Origin of the sequence: Streptomyces sp. NPDC057963, assembly GCF_042887155.1 — a bacterium.
Lineage (GTDB): Bacteria > Actinomycetota > Actinomycetes > Streptomycetales > Streptomycetaceae > Streptomyces.
Window position 1 is genome coordinate 117180 of record NZ_JBHVPX010000013.1, and the last position, 22106, is coordinate 139285.

Consider the following 22106-nt stretch of genomic DNA (forward strand, 5'->3'; position numbering starts at 1 on the left):
GGTTACTTGTTCTCCTCGGTACGGGAGGGGGCGGTGGCGGGCGACGGGTGGGCCGGGGCGGCGGGCTCCGAGCCGCCCAGCAGCAGGTACAGGACGGCCATGCGGATCGAGACGCCGTTGGCGACCTGCTCGACGGCCGTGCACCGGTCTGAGTCGGCGACCTCGGCGGTGATCTCCATGCCGCGGACCATCGGGCCGGGGTGCATGACGATGGCGTGCTCGGGCATCTTCGCCATCCGGTCGCCGTCCAGGCCGTAGCGGCGGGAGTACTCGCGCTCGGTCGGGAAGTACGCGGCGTTCATCCGTTCGCGCTGTACGCGGAGCATCATCACCGCGTCGGACTTCGGCAGCACCTCGTCGAGGCCGTAGCTGACGTCGCAGGGCCACTGCTCGACGCCGACGGGGACGAGGGTCGGCGGGGCCACCAGGGTGACGTGGGCGCCGAGCGTGTGCAGCAGGTGGACGTTGGAGCGGGCCACACGGCTGTGCAGGATGTCGCCGACGACGGTGATCCGGCGGCCTTCGAGATCGCGGCCGAGGCCGCTGTCGGCCCCGACGAGGCGACGGCGCACGGTGAAGGCGTCCAGGAGGGCCTGAGTGGGGTGCTCGTGGGTGCCGTCACCGGCGTTGACGACGGCGCCGTCGATCCAGCCGGAGGTCGCGAGGCGGTACGGGGCACCGGAGGCGCCGTGCCGGATGACGACGGCGTCGGCGCCCATCGCCTCCAGGGTCAGCGCGGTGTCCTTGAGCGACTCGCCCTTGGAGACGGACGAGCCCTTCGCGGAGAAGTTGATGACATCGGCGGAGAGGCGCTTGGCGGCGGCCTCGAAGGAGATGCGGGTACGCGTCGAGTCCTCGAAGAAGAGGTTGACGACGGTACGGCCGCGCAGGGTGGGGAGCTTCTTGATCGGCCGGTCCGCGACCCGTGCCATCTCCTCGGCGGTGTCGAGGATCAGGACGGCATCGTCGCGGGTGAGATCGGCGGCCGAGATGAGGTGACGCTTCATCTGGGTGTTCTCCGAGAGGCTGGAGGATTCAGGCATGCGGGCGCGCGGAGGCGGCCGTACGGGCCCGGGGTGCGCCGTACGGGTGAAGTGCGGTTACTGTGCGCCCGCGGGGGCGGTCCGCTCGACACCGAGCAGCACGGCGTCGCGGCCGTCCTCCTCGGCGAGCTGGACCTTGACCGTCTCCCGCAGCGACGTGGGGAGGTTCTTGCCGACGTAGTCGGCACGGATCGGGAGTTCGCGGTGACCGCGGTCGACGAGGACGGCGAGCTGCACCGCGCGGGGCCTGCCGATGTCGCCCAGCGCGTCGAGCGCGGCGCGGATCGTACGGCCCGAGAAGAGGACGTCGTCGACGAGGACGACCAGGCGGCCCTCGATGCCCTCGCCGGGGATGTCGGTGCGGGCCAGGGCACGCGCAGGGCGCAGCCGCAGGTCGTCGCGGTACATGGTGATGTCGAGGGAGCCGACCGGCATCTTCCGGCCGGTGATCTCCTGGAGTTTTTCGGCGAGCCGGCGGGCGAGGAAAACGCCCCGCGTCGGGATGCCGAGGAGTACCACGTCGTCGGCGCCCTTGGCGCGTTCGACGATCTCGTGGGCGATTCGGGTCACTACCCGGGCGATGTCGGGAGCCTCGAGAACGGGGCGTGCCGCGTTGCCGGTGGCTTCATGCTGTGCGTCCATAAGAAACGGACCTCCTTCTCCGCCTCACTGGACGGATCTTAAAGGACGTCGAAATTGCGTCATCCACGTTACCAGGGCTTGTGCCGGGCCCCGGTCGCACCCCCGGGAGGTGCCGGTGCGGACCATTCGGCTTGACGCATCCAAGTAACGCTGCGTAACCTCACAGTGAGTTACCAGCCACGCGGCGGAGCCGCAAAATGTTCCAGCGTCCGGGGAGCCTTATGTCCAGCGAATACGCAAAACAGCTCGGGGCCAAGCTCCGTGCCATCCGCACCCAGCAGGGCCTCTCCCTCCACGGCGTGGAGGAGAAGTCGCAGGGCCGCTGGAAGGCCGTCGTGGTCGGTTCGTACGAGCGCGGCGACCGTGCCGTGACCGTGCAGCGCCTCGCCGAGCTCGCGGACTTCTACGGGGTCCCGGTGCAGGAGCTCCTGCCCGGTACGACGCCCGGCGGGGCCGCCGAGCCGCCGCCGAAGCTCGTCCTGGACCTGGAGCGCCTCGCCCACGTCCCGCCGGAGAAGGCCGGACCGCTGCAGCGCTACGCCGCGACGATCCAGAGCCAGCGCGGTGACTACAACGGCAAGGTGCTCTCGATCCGCCAGGACGACCTGCGCACGCTGGCCGTGATCTACGACCAGTCGCCGTCCGTGCTCACGGAACAGCTGATCAGCTGGGGCGTGCTGGACGCGGACGCGCGCCGCGCCGTCGCCCACGACGAGGGCTGAGGCCCCTTCGCAGAAACGTGCCGCCGTGTCGACGCGGGCCCCTCTCCGGGGGCCCGGTCGGCACGGCGTTCTCATTTGTGCGGCTGCCGGACGGGACGCCCGGCATCGGGGCGCGGACATGCCGAAGGGCCCACGGTCGTCCGACCGTGGGCCCTTCGGCGGCTGAACGCCGCCGGAGGCTACTGCTCCCGGCGAAGGTTCGGCTTGAGGTCCTTGAACCGGGCCAGCAGCCCGTTCACGAAGGACGGGGAGTCGTCGGTGGAGAACTCCTTGGCGAGCTGGACCGCCTCGTCGATCACCACCGCGTCCGGGGTGCCGTCCTCCCAGATCAGCTCGTACGCACCGAGCCGCAGGATGTTCCGGTCGACGACCGGCATGCGGTCGATCTCCCAGTCCACGGCGTAGGTCACGATGAGGTCGTCGATCCGGTCCGCGTACTGCGCGTACCCCTCGACGAGCTCCATCGTGTACTCGGTGACCGGCGGCTGGCGGTTGTCGGCCCGAGAGTGCCGCACCCAGTCCGCGAGGACCGTCTGCACGGACTCACCGCGCTGGTCGGCCTCGAAGAGGATCTGGAAGGCGCGCTTGCGGGCCTTGTTCCGGGCAGCCACGGTTAGCTGTTCACCCGGCCGAGGTAGTCGCCCGTGCGGGTGTCGACCTTGATCTTCTCACCCGTGGTGATGAAGAGCGGAACGCCGATCTCGTAGTCGGTCTCCAGCGTGGCGGGCTTGGTGCCGCCGGTGGAGCGGTCGCCCTGGACGCCCGGGTCGGTGTGCTTGACGGTCAGCTCGACGGCGGCGGGCAGCTCGACGTAGAGCACCTCGCCCTCGTGCTGGGCGACGGAGGCGGTGAAGCCCTCGATCAGGAAGTTGGCGGCGTTGCCGACAGACTTGCGGTCGACCATGAGCTGGTCGTACGTGTCCATGTCCATGAAGACGAAGTACTCGCCGTCCATGTACGAGAACTGCATGTCGCGACGGTCGATGGTGGCCGTTTCGACCTTCACGCCGGCGTTGAACGTCTTGTCGACGACCTTGCCGGAGAGCACGTTCTTGAGCTTGGTGCGCACGAAGGCCGGGCCCTTGCCGGGCTTGACGTGCTGGAACTCGACGACGGACCAGAGCTGGCCTCCGTCGAGCTTGAGCACCAGGCCGTTCTTGAGGTCGTTCGTGGAAGCCACGGTTGCGGAATCTCCTGGACTGAAGCTGGTGGAACGACCGAGGATGCGCGCTAGAGCGCGAGCAGCTCCTTGGTCGTAATGGTGAGTAGCTCGGGTCCGCCGTCCGCCTCGGGGCGCACGACGAGCGTGTCATCGATCCGGACCCCGCCCCGGCCCGGGAGGTGGACCCCCGGTTCGACGGTGACCGGCACGCAAGCGTCCAGTTTACCCATGGCCGCAGGTGCCAGCTGCGGGTCCTCGTCGATTTCGAGCCCCACCCCGTGCCCGGTCCATGGGGCGAGGCTCCCGCCGTGGCCCGCGGAGTCCAGGATGTGACGGGCCGCGCGGTCCACGTCGCGGTAGGCGGCGCCCGGTACGAGGGCTTCGCGTCCGGCCCGCTGAGCGGCGAAAACCAGGTCGTAGAGCTCGATCTGCCAGTCGGCCGGCGACGTCCCGATGACGAATGTGCGGCCGATCTCGCAGCGGTAGCCGCGATAGTTGGCGCCGAGGCAGACGGAGAGGAAATCCCCCTCCTCCACCCGTCGGTCCGAGGGCCGGTGGCGGCCCTGGCCCGAGTTCGGCCCGGTGGCCACGGAGGTGGTGAAGGCGGGACCGTCGGCGCCGTGGTCCACCAGGCGGCGCTCCAGCTCCAGGGCGAGATGCCGTTCCGTGCGGCCCACCAGGATCGATTCGAGGAGTTCTCCCAGGGCCTGGTCGGTGATCTCGGCGGCGATCCGCAGACAGGCGATCTCCTCCTCGTCCTTGACCACCCGGAGCTGCTCGACGGTGGCGCCGAGGTCGGCGAGCCGGAGCCGCGGGGCGACCGAGCCCATGGCCCGGTGGCGGGAGACCGTCAGATGGTGCTCCTCGACGGCCAGGGACTCCGCACCGGAGGAACCGGCCAGGTCCGCGGCCGCGACCGCCGGATCACCGTCGCCGTCCGCCAGCGGGGACACCCGCAGCTGATCGTCCGTACGCCCGTCGCAGGGATCGTCGGACGGGTCGCGGGGGCAGAGCAGCACATCCCCACCGGGGCCGAGCAGCAGCACGGCACCCGGAGGCGCTCCGCCCGCGAGATAGCGGACGTTGGCGGGGCGGGAGACCAGCGCGGCCGCGGATCCGACGGCGGCGCACCGGTCGCGGAGCAGCCCGCGGCGGACGGCGTACACGTCTGACATGCCACGAGCCTACGAGCGGTGGCGCGGGCCTGCTCGGTCAGCGCATCCGACCGGGGGCCGCGGCCCGCCCGTCACCGGACCGGGAAACACCGCTCGGTGGTCGTTCACCAGGCCGGTGGACTGGCTATGGAGCGGGCGAGTATGTCGTCCAGGACGCGGGCGGTGGTCTGCACGTCGTACGTCGAGTTGTCGATGATCGGCAGTCCGGAGCCGTACCACCCGGCCATCCGGCCGTGGATCCGGGCGACCTCCTCGTCCGACAGGCGGCGGTTCCCGCTGCGGGCGGCATTGCGCTCCAGCACGATCTCCAGGCCCGGCAGCAGGACGACGGGCAGCAGTCCGGGCCCCACATGGCGCTTCCAGCCGCCGAGACCGACGACCGGCCGGTCCGGGAAGACGGCGTCGTCCAGGATGCAGGAGATGCCGTTGGCGAGGAAGTTGCGGGCGGCGAAGCCGCAGGTGCGGCGGGCGAGGCGGTACTGGGCCTCGGAGTGGTCGTTCCACCCGGCCTGGGGGTCGGCGAAGCCGGAGCAGACCCATTCACGGACGTCGTCGAGACTGACGTGGGCCGTGGGGACCCGGCGGCGGCTGGCCCAGAGCTTGGCCACGGTAGTCTTGCCGGCGCCCGCGGGCCCGATCAGCAGAACGGCGAGGGTCGCGCTGCCGGTGCCGGACTCGGCGGGTGGCGACGGCAGCGGAACGGGTCCGCCGGGCGGCAGCTGGACGTGCCCGATGGTCTCCCTGGAGCGCGGGGCCGGAGCGTGCTGCGGCGCGGGTCCGCTCCAGCCCGGGGGCGTGGGGGGCGTGGGAGGGGTGCTGGGCGGCGGCCCCGGCGGTCCGGGGTGCTGGGCCTGGTGCGTCCAGCCGACAGGTCCGCTTCCGGGGCCTTGGGGCGGCGGCAGCGGGGCCCCCACTGCGTGCTGCATCCGGTGCCACTCCGTCTCGTACAGGCAACTGGCGCTGGTGGAACGGCAACCGTACCGTCCCCGGCCGCCACTGGGGGAACGGCCGGGGACGGTCCACAGTGCCCGGTCGGCCAGGTCGGCCGACCGGTGTGCCGGTCCGTCAGCCGGTCGGTTCGTCCGCGAGGGCCCGCAGGGCGAGGCGGTAGGAACCGATGCCGAACCCGGCGACGGTCCCGGTGGCGACCGGTGCGACCACGGAGTTGTGGCGGAATTCCTCCCGTGCGTACGGGTTCGAGATGTGCACCTCGATCAGCGGCGCGGTGCGCTGGGCCGCCGCGTCCCGCATCCCGTACGAATAATGGGTGAAGGCACCCGGGTTGAGAACGACCGGAATTGAACCGTCCGCGGCCTCGTGGAGCCAGCGGATCAGCTCGCCCTCGTCGTTGGTCTCCCGGACCTCGACGTCGAAGCCGAGCTCCTTGCCGAGGGCCTGACACGTCTCGACGAGTCCGGCATAGGACGTGGCGCCGTACACGTCGGGCTCCCGGGAGCCGAGCCGTCCGAGGTTCGGCCCGTTGAGGACGAGGACCCGGCGGGTCACGCCGACACCTCCCCGTACGCGGCGAGCAGCACGGCCGGGTCGGGGCCCTCCAGCACGGTGGGCTTGCCGAGGCCGTCCAGGACGATGAAGCGCAGCAGGTCGCCGCGGGACTTCTTGTCGACCTTCATGTTCTCCAGCAGCTTGGGCCACTGGTCGCCGCGGTAGGTGAGCGGGAGTCCGACGGACTCCAGGACGGCGCGGTGCCGGTCGGCGGTGGCGTCGTCGAGGCGTCCGGCCAGCCGGCCCAGCTCGGCGGCGAAGACCATGCCGACCGAGACGGCCGCGCCGTGCCGCCACTTGTAGCGCTCGTTCTTCTCGATCGCGTGGGCCAGGGTGTGGCCGTAGTTGAGGATCTCGCGCAGCCCGGATTCCTTGAGGTCGCTGGAGACGACCTCGGCCTTCACCCGGATGGCGCGCTCGATCAGCTCGGCGGTGTGGGGCCCGGTGGGCGTCCGGGCTCCGTCCGGGTCCGCCTCGATGAGGTCGAGGATCACGGGGTCGGCGATGAAGCCGGCCTTGATGATCTCGGCCATGCCGCTGACGTAGTCGTGCACCGGCAGCGAGTCCAGCGCGGCGAGGTCGCACAGGACCCCGGCGGGCGGGTGGAAGGCGCCGACGAGGTTCTTGCCCTCGGCGGTGTTGATGCCGGTCTTGCCGCCGACGGCCGCGTCGACCATGGCGAGCACGGTCGTGGGCACGGCGATCCAGCGCACTCCGCGCAGCCAGGTCGCCGCGACGAATCCGGCGACATCGGTGGTGGCTCCGCCGCCGACGCCGACGATGACGTCGGTGCGGGTGAAGCCGGTCTGTCCGAGCGCCTTCCAGCAGTAGGCGGCGACCTCGACGGTCTTGGCCTCCTCGGCGTTCGGCAGCTGGATCGCGATGGCCTCGTAGCCCTGCTCGGCGAGGTCCTGGCGGACCGCCTCACCGGTCTCGGCGAGCGCCTCGGGGTGCAGGACGGCGACCCGCTTGGCGCGGTCGCCGATGAGCGTGGGCAGCTCGCCGAGGAGCTGCCGGCCGATCAGCACCTCGTACGGGTCGGTGCCCGCGCTGCCGGCGATCTGGATACGGGTGGGGCCCTGCTCGGTCATGTGTTCTCCCGGCCGGGGGTGACGGGGGCGTCCGTGCGTTCCGGCAGTTCCAGTGCGTCGAGGACCGCCTGGGCGACCTCTTCGGGGGTGCGCTCGTCGGTGGCGACGGTCACCCGGGCCACCTCGGTGTACAGGTGGCGGCGCGCGTCCATCAGCTCGCGCCACTGCCGGCGCGGGTTGACGGCGAGCAGGGGGCGGGCGGTGTTCAGGCCGACCCGCTTGACGGCCTCCTCGACATCCATCGAGAGATAGACGACGGCGTGGTCGGCGAGCAGCGCGCGGGTCGTCGCGTCGAGCACGGCGCCGCCGCCGAGGGAGAGGACACCCGTGTGCTCGGCGACGGCGGTGTGCACGGCCTGTCGCTCCAGCTCGCGGAAGTGCTCCTCGCCCTCGTCGTAGAAGATCTCCGAGATCGGCTTGCCGGCCGCGCCGACGACGTCCGCGTCGGTGTCCCGGTAGGTGGTGCCGAGCCGGTCGGCCAGCAGTTCACCGACCGTGGACTTGCCGACGCCCATCGGCCCGACGAGGACGATCAGCGGGCCGCTCATCGGATCTGCAGGTGGTCGAGGTACGACTGCACGTTGCGGCGGGTCTCCGCGACGCTGTCCCCGCCGAACTTCTCCGCGACGGCGTCGGCCAGGACCAGCGCGACCATCGCCTCGGCGACGATGCCCGCGGCCGGAACGGCACAGACATCGGAGCGCTGGTGGTGAGCCTTGGCGGGCTCACCGGTGACCACATCGACGGTGGCGAGCGCGCGCGGGACGGTCGCGATCGGCTTCATCGCGGCGCGGACCCGCAGCAGCTCGCCGGTGGTCAGACCGCCCTCCGTGCCGCCGGAGCGGCCGGATGCGCGCTTGATGCCGTCCTCGGTGACCAGGATCTCGTCGTGCGCCTTCGAGCCGGGAACCCGGGCCAGGTCGAAGCCGTCGCCGACCTCGACGCCCTTGATGGCCTGGATGCCCATCAGCGCCGCGGCGAGCCGGGCGTCGAGGCGGCGGTCCCAGTGGACGTGCGAGCCGAGGCCGACGGGCACCCCGTAGGCCAGCACCTCGACGACGCCGCCGAGGGTGTCGCCGTCCTTGTGGGCCTGGTCGATCTCGGCGACCATCTCCTTGCTCGCGTCGGCGTCCAGGCAGCGCACCGGGTCGGCGTCCAGCCGCTCGACGTCGGCGGGCGTCGGGTAGACGCCGTACGGCGCCCTGGCCGCGGCCAGCTCGACGACATGGCTGACAATCTCGATGCCCGCGGTCTCCTTGAGGTACGACCGGGCGACGGCACCGAGCGCGACCCGGGCCGCGGTCTCCCGGGCGCTGGCGCGCTCCAGGATCGGCCGCGCCTCGTCGAAGCCGTACTTCTGCATCCCGGCGAGGTCGGCGTGGCCGGGACGGGGGCGGGTCAGCGGGGCGTTGCGGGCCAGCGCGGCCAGTTCGTCGGGGTCGACCGGGTCGGCCGACATGACCTGCTCCCACTTGGGCCACTCGGTGTTGCCCACCATCACGGCGACCGGCGAGCCCATCGTGAGACCGTGCCGCACTCCGCCGAGGAAGGTGACCTCGTCCTTCTCGAACTTCATCCGCGCACCGCGGCCGTAACCGAGCCGCCGCCGGGCGAGTGCGTCCGCCACCATCTCCGTGGTGACCGGGACACCGGCGGGAAGACCCTCCAGCGTCGCCACGAGTGCGGGGCCGTGCGACTCCCCCGCGGTCAGCCAGCGCAACCTGCTCAACGGTGCTCCTCTTGCTCGCGCCTGGAACTGCGACGGCGCGACCGGGTGCGCGGCCCTGGCCCGCCGCTTCGATCCTCCCACGCCCGGGGGCGTGAACCGGCCGCCGGTCCAGCAGACGGACGCCTTCCGTTCACCGGGCGGGAGGGGTCAGCGGGCGGCGAGTGCCGCTTCCCCGGCCCGCCGCATGGCCGCGAGCGGCGCCGGCGCGCGATCCGTCATCTGCTCGACCTGAAGGACGGCCTGGTGCACCAGAAGGTCGAGACCTCCGATGACTGCACCCTTGCGGGCCGCCCAGGCGGTGGCCAGTCCGGTCGGCCAGGGCTCGTACAGCACATCGAAGAGCGTGCCCGGCCGGTCCGGTACGGCGCCGGCCAGCGCGTCCGTGGCACCGGCCGGAGTGGTGGCGACGACCAGCGGCGCACGGAGCGCCTGCTCGGCCTCCGCCCAGTCGGAGATCCGCACGTCGACGCCGAGCCGTTCGCCCCAGCCGCGCATCTCCTGGCCCCGTTCCCGGCTGCGGACGTACGCCGTGACCGGTCCCGTGCAGATCTCGGACAGTGCGGCGAGCGCCGAGGAGGCGGTCGCTCCGGCTCCGAGGACGGCGGCGGATTCGGTCTTCTCCACACCGCGTTCCCGCAGCGCGGCAATCATGCCGGGGATGTCGGTGTTGTCGCCGACCCGTCGCCCGTCGGCCGTGAGGACGACCGTGTTGACGGCCTCCACGGACGACGCGGTCGCGCTGACGGAATCCAGCAGCGGGATGATCGCACGCTTGAGCGGCATGGTCAGCGAGAGCCCGGCCCAGGTGGAGTCGAGCCCCTCCATGAAGGCGGGGAGACCCTCCTCGTCGATCTCGAAGCGGTCGTACGACCACCCGGTCAGGCCGAGTTCGTCGTACGCGGCCCGGTGCAGCACCGGGGAGAGCGAGTGGGCGATGGGCGAACCGAGGACGGCTGCCCGGCGACGCCCGTCAGTCGAGGCCATGCTCTTCCTTGAATTTCTGGTTGAGCTTCTCGTGCTCGGCGGCCGTCTTGGTGAACTCGGTCTTCTTGCCGTCGAGCGAGATGAAGAACATCCACCCGTCACGAGTGGGATTGAGTGTCGCTCGCAGGGCTTCGTCGCCCGGATTGCTGATCGGACCCGGCGGAAGGCCCGCGTGGTAATAGGTGTTGTAGGGGTCCGGATTGGTCCGGACCTCATTCGAGCTGATCTTGATCTTGCTCTGGTTCTTGAGGTAATTGAATGCGGAGTCGAATTGAATCTTACGGTTCGTGACGATGTTGTCCGGCTTCAAGCGGTTGTAGACGACTTCGGCCATCTTGCGGAAGTCGTCGTGCGTGAGGCCCTCCGCCTGGACCATGCTGGCGACAGTGAGAACCTGCCACGGACCATCCAGCTTGTACTTCTTGGCCGTTCCTTCGAGGTCGAACTTGTCGTACTCCTCGTTGGCACGGGAGACCATCTTCTTCAGAAGTGTCTCCGGCTTGGTTTCCTTGGTGACCGGATAGGCGGCCGGGTAAAGGAATCCTTCCAGCGGGTCCTTGATGTCCTTGCCGTCGCTCACCCAGTCCGGCAGACCGAGGCCGGACGCCTTGGACGTGGCAATTCCCTTGGTCGTTCCCTTTTTGAGGCCCAGCTTCTTGTCGATCATCCCGTAGATGACGATATTGCGGTAACCCTCGGGAATCACCAGAAGATTCTGGCTGTTCGGGTCGATCATCATCTTCAGGGCCTCGGCCGCGGACATCTTCTCGTGGAGCAGATAGACGCCGGCCTGGATCGACTTGCCCTTGGGATTGTCGTTCTGCGCGGCGACGAACGCGTCGACGCTCTTGACGACGCCCTTCTGCTTCAGGATGTTGCCGATGTCGTAACCGAGGGCGCCCTTCTCGATCTCGACCTCGACGTCGCCCGTGCCCGTTCCGGTGTAGTCGGGCGCCGCGCCGAACTTGTCCTGCCAGAACGAGTATCCGAGGTAGCCCACTCCCCCGAGGCCGCCGACCAGGACCACCGCGACGACCAGGCAGGCAAAGCCGCTGCGGCTCTTCTTCTTGCCCTTGCCCCGGCGCTCGTTGCCACCCCGGCTGCCGCGGCGTGACTCGCGCGGGTCGTCGTCCTGCTCGTCGTCCTTGCCGCCCCCGTCGTCCGCGCCGGTGAAGAAGGGGTGGGTCTCCTCCGGCTGGACCTCCGGGTCCCAGTCGGGGCTCTGCGCCGGGGCCGGCTCGGGAGCGGCCTCCCGGCGGCCCGGGGGCTGCGGCGGCGGGTAGGCCTCCGGCGTGCCGTAGTAGTCGTGCGTCTCGCCGTAGCCGGCCTGCCGGCCACCGTACGGGTCGGCCTGCTGGGCGTCGTAGGGCATCGCGGCGGGCTGCTGTCCGGTGTCCCAGCCTCCGCTGTTGTACGGGGGCTGGGACTGCTGGGGCTGCTGCTGCGCGTACGGGTCCTGCGGCTGCTGGGGCTGCTGTTGCGCGTAAGGGTCCTGCTGAACTCCGTACCCGGGTTGCTGCTGGTAGGACTGCTGCTGCCCGTACGGGTCCTGCGACTGGGGCTGCTGCGCGTAAGGATCCTGGGGCTGCGCCTGGTGCGCGTACGGGTCCTGCGACTGCGGCTGCTGCCCGTACGGGTCCTGGGGGTAGGGCTGCTGGCCGCCGCCGTACTGGTTCTGGCCGTGGGCAGGCTGCTGTCCTCCCCATCCCTGCTCCCCGTACAGGGGATCCTCGGGATGCCACGGTTCGGAGCCGGGGCCCCGGCCATACTCAGTCATCGATCCCCTAGAGCCGCGAGACGACGTTCCGTCTCTGTGCTGTGCGGTTCGTTCGAACACCGCCGCATCGCGCGGAACGTTACCGTATCGCGATCAGCCAGCCACTTCGACGCCTTCACCCGGGGCTTTGCCTGACGCCCGTTCGGACTCCAGAGCGTTCTGAAGGATCACCACAGCGGCAGCCTGATCGATGACGGAACGGCCTTTCTTGGACTTCACGCCCGAAGCGCGCAGTCCTTGACTGGCCGTCACTGTGGTCATCCTCTCGTCCACCAGACGCACCGGAATGGGCGCGACCGAGCGGGCGACCTCCTGGGCGAAGACCCGGATCTTGGCGGCGGCGGGGCCTTCACCGCCGCCGAGGGACCGCGGCAGACCGATGATGATCTCGATCGGCTCGTACTCCTCGACGATCTGCCCGAGCCGCCGGTGGGCCGCCGGGACATCGCGTCCCGGAACGGTCTCCACCGGCGTGGCGAGGATCCCGTCGGGGTCGCACGAGGCGACCCCGATCCGGGCGTCCCCGACGTCGATCGCGAGTCGACGGCCGCGGCGCATCTGCGTCATCCCCGCCGTCACGCCGTCTCGGTGACGAGGCGTTCGACAGCGGCCACGGCGGCGCCGATGGCCTCGGGGTTCTGGCCGCCGCCCTGGGCGACGTCCGGCTTCCCGCCGCCACCGCCGCCGAGGGTCTTGGCGGCCGCACGGACCAGGTCGCCGGCCTTGAGTCCGCGCTCACGGGCGGCCTCGTTGGTGGCGATCACGGTCAGCGGCCGGCCGTTGGCGGTGGTGAACAGGGCCACGACGGCCGGGCGGCCGCCCTGGACGCGACCGCGGACATCGAGGACGAGCCTACGCAGGTCGTCGGCCGACGTGCCGTCGAGGACCTGACCGGTGACCAGGGCGACGCCGCGTACGTCCTTGGCGGAGTCGGCCAGGCCGGCGGCGGCCTGGAGGACCTTCTCCGCGCGGAACTTCTCGATCTCCTTCTCGGCGTCCTTCAGCTTGCCGAGCATTCCGGCGATCTTCTCCGGGAGCTCCTCGGGGCGGCCCTTGACCAGCTCCTGGAGCTGGGCGACAACCGTGTGCTCCCGGGCGAGGAAGTTGTACGCGTCGACGCCGACGAGGGCCTCGATACGGCGCACACCGGACCCGATGGACGATTCGCCGAGCAGCTTCACCAGGCCCAGCTGGGCGGTGTTGTGGACGTGCGTACCGCCGCAGAGCTCCTTGGAGAAGTCGCCGATGGTGACGACCCGGACCCGCTCCCCGTACTTCTCGCCGAACTCGGCGATGGCACCCTGCTTCTTGGCCTCGGCGATCGGCATGACCTCGGCCTGGACGTCGAGTTCGCGGGCGAGGACCTCGTTGATCCTCTGCTCGACGTCGGTGAGGACCGTGCCGGGTACGGCGGCGGGCGAGCCGAAGTCGAAGCGGAAGCGGCCCGGCGAGTTCTCCGAACCGGCCTGGGCGGCCGTCGGGCCCAGTGCGTCGCGCAGCGCCTGGTGCGTGAGGTGCGTGGCGCTGTGGGCGCGGGCGATGGCGCGGCGGCGGGTGGTGTCGATGGCGGCGTAGGCCGAGGCACCGACGGTCACCTCGCCGACCTGCACCGAACCCTTGTGGACGGAGACGCCGGGGACGGGCTGCTGGACGTCGCGGACCTGGATGACGGCGCCGCTGTCCAGCCGGATGCGGCCCTGGTCGGCGAGCTGGCCGCCGCCCTCGGCGTAGAACGGGGTGCGGTCCAGGACGACTTCGACCTCGTCGCCCTCGGTGGCGGCGGGCGAGGGGACGCCGTCGACGAGCAGGCCGACGATGGTCGACTCGCCCTCGGTTGCGGTGTAGCCGGTGAACTCGGTGATGCCGGAGTTGTCGGCGACCTCGCGGTAGGCGGACAGGTCGGCGTGGCCGGTCTTCTTGGCCCTGGCGTCGGCCTTGGCCCGCTCCCGCTGCTCCTTCATCAGGCGGCGGAAGCCGTCCTCGTCCACCGAGAGGCCCTGTTCGGCGGCCATCTCCAGGGTGAGGTCGATCGGGAAGCCCCAGGTGTCGTGGAGCAGGAACGCCTTGTCGCCGGCGAGGACCCTGCCGCCGGCGGCCTTGGTCTCGGTGACGGCGGTGTCGAGGATGTTGGTGCCGCCCTTGAGGGCCTTGAGGAAGGCGGCCTCTTCGGCGAGGGCGACGGTCTCGATGCGCTTGCGGTCGGTGATCAGCTCCGGGTACTGCTGCCCCATCGTGTCGATCACGACATCGACCAGGTCCTTGACGACCGGGCCCGTGGCACCCAGCAGCCGCATATTGCGGATGGCGCGGCGCATGATGCGGCGCAGGACGTAGCCCCGGCCCTCGTTGCCGGGGGTGACGCCGTCGCCGATGAGCATCACGGAGGTACGGATGTGGTCGGCGACCACGCGGAGCGAGACGTCCGAACCGTGCTCGGCGCCGTACCGGACGCCGGTCAGCCCGGTGGCCCGGTCCATGACGACGCGCAGGGTGTCGGTCTCGTACATGTTCTGTACGCCCTGCAGGATCATGGCGAGGCGTTCCAGGCCGAGACCCGTGTCGATGTTCTTCGACGGCAGGTCGCCGAGGATCGGGAAGTCCTCCTTGCCGTCACCGGCGCCCCGCTCGAACTGCATGAAGACGAGGTTCCAGATCTCCACGTAGCGCTCGTCGTTGACGGCCGGGCCGCCCTCGACGCCGAACTCGGGGCCGCGGTCGTAGTTGATCTCGGAGCAGGGACCGCAGGGGCCGGGGACGCCCATGGACCAGAAGTTGTCCTTCTTGCCCAGGCGCTGGATCCGCTCGGCCGGTACGCCGATCTTGTCGCGCCAGATGGCCTCGGCCTCGTCGTCGTCGAGATAGACCGTGATCCAGAGCCGCTCGGGGTCGAGACCGAAGCCGCCGTCCGCCACGGAGCTCGTCAGAGCCTCCCAGGCGTAGCCGATGGCGCCTTCCTTGAAGTAGTCGCCGAAGGAGAAGTTGCCGCACATCTGGAAGAACGTGCCGTGCCGGGTGGTCTTGCCGACCTCTTCGATGTCCGGCGTCCGGACGCACTTCTGCACGCTGGTGACGCGCGGGGCGGGCGGCTTGACCTCGCCGAGGAAGTACGGCTTGAAGGGAACCATGCCCGCCGGAACGAGCAGCAGAGTCGGGTCGTCCGCGATGAGCGACGCCGAAGGGACGACGGTGTGACCGCGCTCCTCGAAGAAGCTCAGCCAGCGGCGACGAATTTCAGCCGACTCCATCAGTGGTCCTCATTCCGGTTGTACGAGTTGTAGGGAAGCTTGCGGTAGCGGGTGGCTTCGAGGGACCTGTCGGGTCCGACGGGCTCGGCCGCTTCGACGGCGAAGTGGCGCCGTACGGGGAGCTCGGGGTCGACCGGTGCCTCCAGGCCCAGCGCCTCGCCCAGTTCGGCCTCGCGCCGGGCCATGGACTCACGGACGTCCAGAGCGAAGTCCTTGAGCTTGTGGCCGGTCTCGATCGCCCTGTCGGCGGCCTGCGCCGCGAGGCTCTCGGGGGTCAGCTGCTTGAGCTTGCGGTTGACCTTGGTGGTGGCCCAGACGCCGGCGGCGGCGCCGGCGGTGAACCAGAACGTACGGCGGAACATCGCTGCGTCAGTCCTTCGATCCGCGGGAGTTTCTGCCGTTGCGCTTCCTGCCGCGCGCGGACGGCACGGTACGGCCGACGATCACCGCACGGCGGGCCGGCCGTCGGGCAGGTTCCGGCTCCGGGCCGGCCTTGCGGCCGATGGCCTGGCGCACCCCGTAACCGAAAGCGGCGACCTTGACGAGCGGCCCGCCGAAGGTCGAGGCGACGGTGGTGGAGAGAGCGGAGGCGTTGGAGGTGACTTCCTGGACGTCCGTGGCGATCGCGTCGACCTTGTCGAGCTGGGTCTGCGCGGAGCGCACGGTGGCGGAGGCGTCGGCAAGCAGCGGGACCGCCCGCTCGGTCACGTCCGCCACGAGCTTGGTGGTCGCCCTGAGCGTCTGGGCCAGCCTCACCAGTACGACGGCGAGGAACGAAACCAGGATCGCCCAGAAGACGGCCACCAGGATCCCGGCCACCTCTCCACCGGACACAGTGCACCGCTCTCTAGCTTGTCGCTGTCTCTGTACTGTCTCTGTCTGTCTCTGCTCGGTCCGGCGACCGCTGCCGCAACAGCCAGTCGTCGTCTCCCGAGCCTATCGCGCCGGTGGTCGCGCCCCGTACCGCATTACCGGCGGGAAGGACCGGAGTTGCCATAAGGCGATTGTACGGAGAGCATTCATGCCAGTACTCTGCGTGTTTCATGCGACGCCCCCAGCGCTCCTTCCCCTCCCCCCACGGTCCGGGAACTCCCACAGCCGCCCCCGGCGGTCTCCCGGCGGAACTCAACAGCTTCGTCGGCCGGGAGAACGAACTGGCCGGCCTCGGCCGACGGCTGGACGAATCGAGGCTCGTCACCGTGGTCGGGGTGGGCGGAGTGGGCAAGACCCGCTGCGCCACCAAGATCGCGGCGCTCATGGAGAAACGGTACTGCGACGGTGTCCGCATGGTGGAGCTGTCCGCCATCCACGATCCCGAGCTGCTGGAACACGCGCTGGTGGACGCCCTCGGACTGACCGATCACACCAGCAGACCGCCCCGTACGACGCTCGTCGAGCACCTGGCCGGACGCCAACTCCTCCTGGTGATCGACGGCTTCGAGCATCTCGTGGACGCCTGTGCCGAGCTGGTGCGCGAACTGCTGCGCCGGGCCCCGCAGCTGCGGGTGCTGGCCGCCGGGCGGCTGCCCCTGGAGCTGGACGGCGAGCTCACCTTCCCGCTCGCGCCGATGAAGGACGAGGACGCGATGCTGCTCCTCGCGGAGCGGGCCGCCGCGGTGCGGCCGGGGTTCCGGTTGACCGACCGCAATCGCTCGAGCGCACGGGAGCTGTGCCGCCGGCTGGACGGGATCCCGCTCGCGCTGGAGCTGGCCGCCGGACGGCTGCGCGCCCTCTCCACCGAGCAGGTGCTGCAGCGTCTGGACGACCGCTTCCGGCTGCTGACCGGCTCCGGCCGCGGCTCCCTGGCACGCCACCAGACCCTCCGCACGGCCATCGGCTGGAGCCACGAACTCTGCGCTCCGGAGCAGCGGCTGCTCTGGGCGCGGCTCTCGGTGTTCGCCGGGCAGTTCGATCTGGAAGCCGTCGAGTACGTCTGCGGCGGCGGCGGCCTGCCGGCCGAGTCGGTGCTCGATGCGCTCTGCGGACTGCTGGCGCAGTCCGTCGTCGTGCGCGAGGACTCGGCGGCCGGCACCCGCTACCGGATGCTGGACACGGTGCGGGAGTACGGCGCCGAGTGGCTGGCGGCCACCGGCGACACGGACCGGCTGCGCCGCCGCCACCGGGACTGGTTCCTGGGCCTGGCCACCTGGTGCGAGCTCGACTGGTTCAGCCCGCGGCAGGGCGAGGTGGCCGCCCGGGTGGAGAGCGAGCTGCCGAATCTGCGGCGGGCGATGGAGTCTTCGCTGGAGAGCCCGGGCGAGGCCCACCTCGCGCAGTACCTCGCGGGCACCCTCTGGTTCCTCTGGGTGGGCTGCGGACGCCTGTCGGAGGGCCGGCACTGGCTGGACCACGTGCTGGAGGAGGAGACACCGTACGACTCCTCGCGGCTCAAGGCGCTGTGGGTGCTGGGTCATGTGGCCGTGCTGCAGGGGGACCCGGTCGGCGCGATCTCCGCACTGCAGGAGTGCCGGGACGAGGCCGACCGGGCCGACGACTCCACGGCGCTCGCGTACGCGGTGCACCGGATGGGGTGCCTGGCGCTCGTCACGGACGACATGGTCAGGGCGCAGGAGTTGCTGGACGACGCGCTCGGCCGCTACCGGGAGCTCGGCGAGCTGAACAGCAATGTGCTGATGGCCCAGATCGAGCTGGCGATGGCGGTCGGGTTCCACGGGGACCCGGACGGCGCCGCCTCGATCTGCGAGGAGGTCAGGGAGATCTGCGAGGACCACGGGGAGCGGTGGGCCCTCTCGTACGCGCTGTACGTCCTGGCCTTCGCGGCGCTGCGACGGGACCGGCCGGACCGGGCCCGGGAGCTGCTCGGGGAGTCCCTGGCGATCGGCCGCATGTTCCACGATCTGCTCGGCTCGGTCCTCGCCCTGGAGCTGATGGCCCTGGTCACGGCGGTCGAGGGGGATGCGGCGGAGGCGGCGGTGCTGCAGGGGGCCGCCGACCGGATCTGGCCGTCGGTGGGGCTGCCGCTGTTCGGTTCGGCCTACTACGGGCAGCCCCGTGTCCGCTGCGAGCAGCTGGCCCGCCGGGAGCTGGGTGACGGCCCGTACGAATCGGGGCTGCGTGCGGGCGGGCGGCTGGATCTGGACGCAGCGGTGGCCAGGGCGCTGGCGGGCGGGCCCGCGGGCCGGCCACGGACGCCGGAGCGTTTCCCCGGGCCGCTGCCGGACCCCGGGGAAACGCGGAGGCCCGCCACCTCCCGTACGACGGGAAGGGGCGGGCCGGAGCGCTGGTGAGAGCGACTGCGCCTGGATCAGCGGGCGTAGTACTCGACGACGAGCTGCTCGTCGCAGATCACGGGGATTTCCTTGCGGTTCGGGTCCCGGTCAAGGCGGAAGGCCAGGGCCTTCAGGTTCACCTGCAGGTAGCGCGGGGTCTCGCCGTCGGGGGCGTAACCACCCTCGCGGGCCACCTGGAAGGGGTGCTTGTCGCGGCTGCGCTCGCGGACCATCACGATGTTGTCGGGACGGACACGGAAGGACGGCTTGTCGACCTTGCGGCCGTCGACCTCGATGTGACCGTGCACGACCATCTGGCGCGCCTGGTAGATGGTCTTGGCGATGCCCGAACGCAGAACCAGAGCGTCGAGACGGCGCTCGAGCTCGACGACCAGCGCCTCGCCCGTCTTGCCCTCGGCCTTCTTGGCGCGGTCGTAGGCACGCGCCATCTGGCGCTCGCTGATGTCGTACTGGGCACGCAGGCGCTGCTTCTCCAGCAGACGGACCTTGTAGTCCGAGTTCTGCTTGCGACCGCGGCCGTGCTCGCCCGGCGGGTAGGGGCGGGCCTCGAAGTACTTGACGGCCTTCGGCGTCAGCGCGATGCCGAGCGCGCGGCTCTTCTTGACCTTGGGACGCGACTGGTTAGGCACGTTCTCCAGACCTCCGTTGTAGGTTAGGTTAGGCTCACCTTACTTGAGGAGATCGCATGTCTCGCCCGGGGAACACCACACACATCACGGACAGCACTGACAGCGTCGACACCCCTCGGGGTGCCGATACGACGGAGGACCGATCAGATCGTGGTCAGCCGCGTCCCGGCGGGCTAGAAAACACTCGGATGCCGTCAGCAGCCGAGCGCACACGAACTCTCGTACAGAGTACCTGTTCGGCGGTACTGCTCGTGCCCGGGCTGAACGCGGCCGACCCGCATCAGCTGATGCCGTCGGCCAGGAACGTAGGGCCCGACGGGGATCTGTTCCTCGAACTCCCCGCGGAATCCCCGGCCGTACGGGCCGCGACGCACGCCGAGGGCGACGAGCTGACCGCTGTGCTGGAGATCACGGACGTCGCCCCGGTCTCCGTACCGCACCGCATCCGCGGCCGCGCCCGGATCTCCGGCTGGCTCACCACCGTACCCGGCGTGTCGGGGCCCGGCCGGACGACGCTCCGGCTGGAGACGGGCGAGGCGTACGTGGACGATCTGTGGGGCGCCGAGGAGGTCGAACCCGAGGAGTTCCGGGACGCGCTGCCCGACCCGCTCGTCGGACACGAGGCGGAACTGCTCCAGCATCTGCACACGGCGCACGGCGAACAGCTGTCCACGCTGTGCGGACTGCTGGGCGAGCTCTCGGCCCGCCGCTGCGCGGCCCACCGGCCCTCCGTCGTACCGCTCGCGCTGGACCGGTACGGGCTGCGCGTACGCCTCTGCGAGGGCCGGGGACGCTGCTTCGACGCGCGCTTCGAATTTCCCGAGCCGGTGCGCGACATCAGCGGACTCCGCCACGCCATGCACACGCTCTTCGAGGCAGCGGCGGGCTGAAGCCGAAGCGAAGAAACCGGCCCCGCCGCGCTCCCGCAGGCCCAGCGGCTGCGTGCCCCGCCCTCCCCCAGACCCCTGCGGCTGCGTGGCCCGCGCGTCCGCGGACCACGCGTGGACCCCTCAGTCCGCGGACGGGCTCGCGGCGCCGTCGGAGCCCGCGCGGCCGAGGCGCTCGCGGACCCGCTCCACCACATCCGCGTAACGCGCCTCCGCGCCGTAGCGCGTGGGCTGGTAGTAGTGCTTGTCGCGGACCGCGTCCGGGGCGTACTGCTGGACGGCGATGCCGCCGGGGACGTCGTGCGGATACACATAGCCCTGGGCGTGGCCCAGCTTGGCGGCGCCCTTGTAGTGGCCGTCGCGCAGATGGGCCGGGACGGGGCCCGCGAGCCCCTTCCGCACATCCTCCTGGGCGGCGAAGATCGCCAGCGTCGCCGCGTTGGACTTGGGAGCGAGAGCCAGCGCGATCGTGGCGTGGCTCAGGGTGAGCGCCGCCTCCGGGAATCCGATCATGGCGACCGCCTGGGCGGCCGCGACGGCGGTGGGCAGCGCCGTGGGGTCGGCGAGACCGATGTCCTCGCTGGCCGAGATCATCAGCCGCCGGGCGATGAACCGGGGGTCCTCCCCCGCCTCGATCATCCGGGCCAGGTAGTGCAGCGCGGCGTCGACGTCGGAGCCGCGGATCGACTTGATGAGCGCGCTCGCCACGTCGTAGTGCTGGTCGCCGTCACGGTCGTACTTGACCGCCGCGCGGTCGACGGTTTCCTCCAGGGTCTGGAGGCTGATCTCCGTCTCCTGCTTGGACAGCGCCGCACCGGCCGCGGCCTCCAGCGCGGTCAGCGCCCGGCGGGCGTCCCCGCCCGCGATGCGCAGCAGATGCGCCTCGGCGTCCTCCGGCAGCGCCACCGCGCCGCCGAGCCCGCGCGCGTCGGCCAGCGCACGCCGGAGCAGACCGCGCAGGTCGTCGTCGGTGAGCGACTCCAGGGTGAGCAGCAGCGAGCGCGACAGCAGCGGCGAGATGATCGAGAAGTACGGATTCTCGGTGGTCGCCGCGATCAGGGTCACCCAGCGGTTCTCCACGGCCGGAAGCAGGGAGTCCTGCTGCGCCTTGGAGAAGCGGTGGATCTCGTCGAGGAAGAGGACGGTCTCCTTGCCGTACCCGCCGGTGGCGCGACGGGCGCCCTCGATGACGGCCCGCACTTCCTTGACGCCCGCGGTGATCGCGGAGAGCTCGACGAAGCGCTTGTTGGTGGCCTTGCTGACCACGTACGCCAGAGTCGTCTTCCCGATGCCGGGCGGCCCCCAGAGGATCACGGACGAAGGACCCGCGGGCCCGCCGTTCCCCTCGCCGACGAGGCGGCGCAGCGGCGAGCCCGGCTTGAGCAGATGCTGCTGGCCGACGACCTCGTCGAGAGTGCGGGGGCGCATCCGGACAGCCAGTGGGCTGCTGGACGGGTCCTTCTCCTGGCGGTCTTCGGCGGCTGCGGTAAAGAGGTCGGGCTCCACGTTTCGAAGCCTATGCCACGGCACCGACATCCCTGCCGGGCCGGTCGCCCGGCAGGAGCGGCGGTCCGGTCAGCCGGTCCAGAAGTCCCACCAGCGGGTCAGGATCAGCATGCCGATAATGCCGACCCACAGGACCGGCGGCACCCAGTGGAACTCCGTCAGCCCGTTGCGCAGCCAGTTCGGCGCGGGCAGGATCCGGTGCTCGATGTTGTGCGTGGTGACGTAGCAGAACATGAAGATCGTGGCGACCCAGGCCAGGCAGCACCACAGGCAGAGCGAGTTGATGTTGTAGAGGGACTGGTACTGGAGCCAGGTGCAGAAGCCGACGCCGAACAGCGTGCCGGCGTTCATCCCGAGCCAGTACCAGCTGCGGAAGCGGGCGCCCGCGAGCAGCGCCAGGCCGATGCCGATGATCACGGAGTAGGTGGCGAGACCGAGCATCGGGTTCGGGAAGCCGAAGGCGGCCGCCTGCTCGCTCTTCATGATGTTGCCGCACGCGACGACCGGGTTGAGGCTGCATCCCGGTGTGAAGTTGGGGTCTTCCAGCAGCTTGAACTTGTCGATCGTGATGACCCAGGCGGCGAGGAGTCCGGCGGCGCCCGTGATCACCAGCAGCAGTGCCAACGCCCGGCTGCCGCCGATGGTCCTCTTCCCGCCGTCCTCGTCCTGTTCGGGGGAGGGATGGTCAACCGCTGCAGTCGTCATATCGCCGTTCCATCAGTGAGTGGCCTGCTGGGCACCGTCATTGTGCCGCACC

22 protein-coding genes are annotated in these 22106 nt (G+C 70.6%); 3 read left to right on the forward strand and 19 right to left on the reverse strand.

Translation table 11 applies throughout. The annotated features are described in order from the left end of the window. Positions 1–2: 2 nt before the first annotated feature. On the reverse strand, positions 3–1007 hold the full coding sequence (locus ACFVT1_RS28010) for an aspartate carbamoyltransferase catalytic subunit (protein ID WP_389800587.1): 1005 nt from the start codon (positions 1005–1007) through the stop codon (positions 3–5). A 93-nt stretch (positions 1008–1100) separates the two neighbouring features. Further along, complete coding sequence (gene pyrR / locus ACFVT1_RS28015) at positions 1101–1685, reverse strand: bifunctional pyr operon transcriptional regulator/uracil phosphoribosyltransferase PyrR (protein WP_389800334.1); 585 nt, start codon at positions 1683–1685, stop codon at positions 1101–1103. A 221-nt stretch (positions 1686–1906) separates the two neighbouring features. Here pyrR and bldD point away from each other — a divergent pair, with 221 nt between their 5' ends. Continuing rightward, positions 1907–2407: a transcriptional regulator BldD gene (gene bldD / locus ACFVT1_RS28020; protein WP_014157378.1), complete on the forward strand. Its 501-nt coding sequence runs from the start codon at positions 1907–1909 to the stop codon at positions 2405–2407. A gap of 179 nt (positions 2408–2586) precedes the next feature. Here bldD and nusB read toward each other — a convergent pair whose 3' ends face one another. The 14 genes from nusB to ACFVT1_RS28090 form a co-directional block, all read right to left on the reverse strand. Next, positions 2587–3018: a transcription antitermination factor NusB gene (gene nusB, locus ACFVT1_RS28025; protein WP_266735866.1), complete on the reverse strand. Its 432-nt coding sequence runs from the start codon at positions 3016–3018 to the stop codon at positions 2587–2589. A gap of 2 nt (positions 3019–3020) precedes the next feature. Continuing rightward, positions 3021–3587 (reverse strand): elongation factor P, encoded by a 567-nt coding sequence (gene efp / locus ACFVT1_RS28030; RefSeq protein ID WP_389647328.1) that lies wholly within the window; start codon positions 3585–3587, stop codon positions 3021–3023. A 50-nt stretch (positions 3588–3637) separates the two neighbouring features. Continuing rightward, positions 3638–4744: an aminopeptidase P family protein gene (locus ACFVT1_RS28035; RefSeq protein WP_389800336.1), complete on the reverse strand. Its 1107-nt coding sequence runs from the start codon at positions 4742–4744 to the stop codon at positions 3638–3640. A gap of 104 nt (positions 4745–4848) precedes the next feature. Continuing rightward, positions 4849–5670: a Pro-rich N-terminal domain-containing protein gene (locus tag ACFVT1_RS28040; RefSeq protein WP_389800338.1), complete on the reverse strand. Its 822-nt coding sequence runs from the start codon at positions 5668–5670 to the stop codon at positions 4849–4851. 139 nt (positions 5671–5809) lie between these two features. Next, a complete protein-coding gene (aroQ, locus tag ACFVT1_RS28045) occupies positions 5810–6250 on the reverse strand; it encodes a type II 3-dehydroquinate dehydratase (RefSeq protein WP_389800340.1) in 441 nt (146 codons plus the stop codon). After that, on the reverse strand, positions 6247–7341 hold the full coding sequence (gene aroB, locus ACFVT1_RS28050) for a 3-dehydroquinate synthase (protein WP_389800342.1): 1095 nt from the start codon (positions 7339–7341) through the stop codon (positions 6247–6249). Before aroB ends, aroQ begins: the two co-directional genes overlap by 4 nt. Then, positions 7338–7889: a shikimate kinase gene (locus tag ACFVT1_RS28055; RefSeq protein WP_389800344.1), complete on the reverse strand. Its 552-nt coding sequence runs from the start codon at positions 7887–7889 to the stop codon at positions 7338–7340. The genes aroB and ACFVT1_RS28055 overlap by 4 nt, the downstream gene beginning before the upstream one ends. Beyond that, the gene (aroC, locus tag ACFVT1_RS28060) at positions 7886–9070 is read right to left on the reverse strand and encodes a chorismate synthase (RefSeq protein WP_389800345.1); all 1185 of its coding nucleotides are present in this window, start codon (positions 9068–9070) and stop codon (positions 7886–7888) included. The genes ACFVT1_RS28055 and aroC overlap by 4 nt, the downstream gene beginning before the upstream one ends. A gap of 147 nt (positions 9071–9217) precedes the next feature. Continuing rightward, positions 9218–10054, reverse strand: a complete 837-nt coding sequence (locus ACFVT1_RS28065; protein ID WP_389800346.1) for a shikimate dehydrogenase — start codon at positions 10052–10054, stop codon at positions 9218–9220. Further along, entirely contained in the window at positions 10041–11831 is a 1791-nt protein-coding gene (mltG, locus tag ACFVT1_RS28070; protein WP_389800348.1) for an endolytic transglycosylase MltG, read from the reverse strand. Before mltG ends, ACFVT1_RS28065 begins: the two co-directional genes overlap by 14 nt. A 93-nt stretch (positions 11832–11924) precedes the next feature. Next, the gene (gene ruvX, locus ACFVT1_RS28075; RefSeq protein WP_389800350.1) at positions 11925–12398 is read right to left on the reverse strand and encodes a Holliday junction resolvase RuvX; all 474 of its coding nucleotides are present in this window, start codon (positions 12396–12398) and stop codon (positions 11925–11927) included. An 8-nt stretch (positions 12399–12406) separates the two neighbouring features. Beyond that, on the reverse strand, positions 12407–15076 hold the full coding sequence (gene alaS, locus ACFVT1_RS28080) for an alanine--tRNA ligase (protein WP_389800352.1): 2670 nt from the start codon (positions 15074–15076) through the stop codon (positions 12407–12409). Then, positions 15076–15438 carry a DUF6167 family protein gene (locus ACFVT1_RS28085; protein ID WP_389800354.1) on the reverse strand — a complete coding sequence of 121 codons (363 nt, stop codon included), beginning with the start codon at positions 15436–15438 and terminating at the stop codon, positions 15076–15078. Before ACFVT1_RS28085 ends, alaS begins: the two co-directional genes overlap by 1 nt. A gap of 7 nt (positions 15439–15445) precedes the next feature. Continuing rightward, the gene (locus tag ACFVT1_RS28090; RefSeq protein ID WP_389800589.1) at positions 15446–15895 is read right to left on the reverse strand and encodes a DUF948 domain-containing protein; all 450 of its coding nucleotides are present in this window, start codon (positions 15893–15895) and stop codon (positions 15446–15448) included. A 224-nt stretch (positions 15896–16119) separates the two neighbouring features. Between ACFVT1_RS28090 and ACFVT1_RS28095 the strand changes: the two genes are divergently transcribed. Beyond that, positions 16120–18324 carry an ATP-binding protein gene (locus ACFVT1_RS28095; protein WP_389800356.1) on the forward strand — a complete coding sequence of 735 codons (2205 nt, stop codon included), beginning with the start codon at positions 16120–16122 and terminating at the stop codon, positions 18322–18324. A 17-nt stretch (positions 18325–18341) separates the two neighbouring features. Here ACFVT1_RS28095 and rpsD read toward each other — a convergent pair whose 3' ends face one another. Next, the gene (rpsD, locus tag ACFVT1_RS28100) at positions 18342–18956 is read right to left on the reverse strand and encodes a 30S ribosomal protein S4 (RefSeq protein WP_114243508.1); all 615 of its coding nucleotides are present in this window, start codon (positions 18954–18956) and stop codon (positions 18342–18344) included. Between the two features lie 188 nt (positions 18957–19144). Between rpsD and ACFVT1_RS28105 the strand changes: the two genes are divergently transcribed. After that, complete coding sequence (locus ACFVT1_RS28105; RefSeq protein WP_389800358.1) at positions 19145–19846, forward strand: DUF2470 domain-containing protein; 702 nt, start codon at positions 19145–19147, stop codon at positions 19844–19846. Between the two features lie 120 nt (positions 19847–19966). Here ACFVT1_RS28105 and ACFVT1_RS28110 read toward each other — a convergent pair whose 3' ends face one another. Together ACFVT1_RS28110 and ACFVT1_RS28115 are read right to left on the reverse strand one after the other, a co-directional pair. Next, positions 19967–21349 carry a replication-associated recombination protein A gene (locus ACFVT1_RS28110; protein WP_389800359.1) on the reverse strand — a complete coding sequence of 461 codons (1383 nt, stop codon included), beginning with the start codon at positions 21347–21349 and terminating at the stop codon, positions 19967–19969. A gap of 69 nt (positions 21350–21418) precedes the next feature. Beyond that, on the reverse strand, positions 21419–22054 hold the full coding sequence (locus ACFVT1_RS28115) for a vitamin K epoxide reductase family protein (RefSeq protein WP_389800361.1): 636 nt from the start codon (positions 22052–22054) through the stop codon (positions 21419–21421). Positions 22055–22106: the final 52 nt, after the last annotated feature.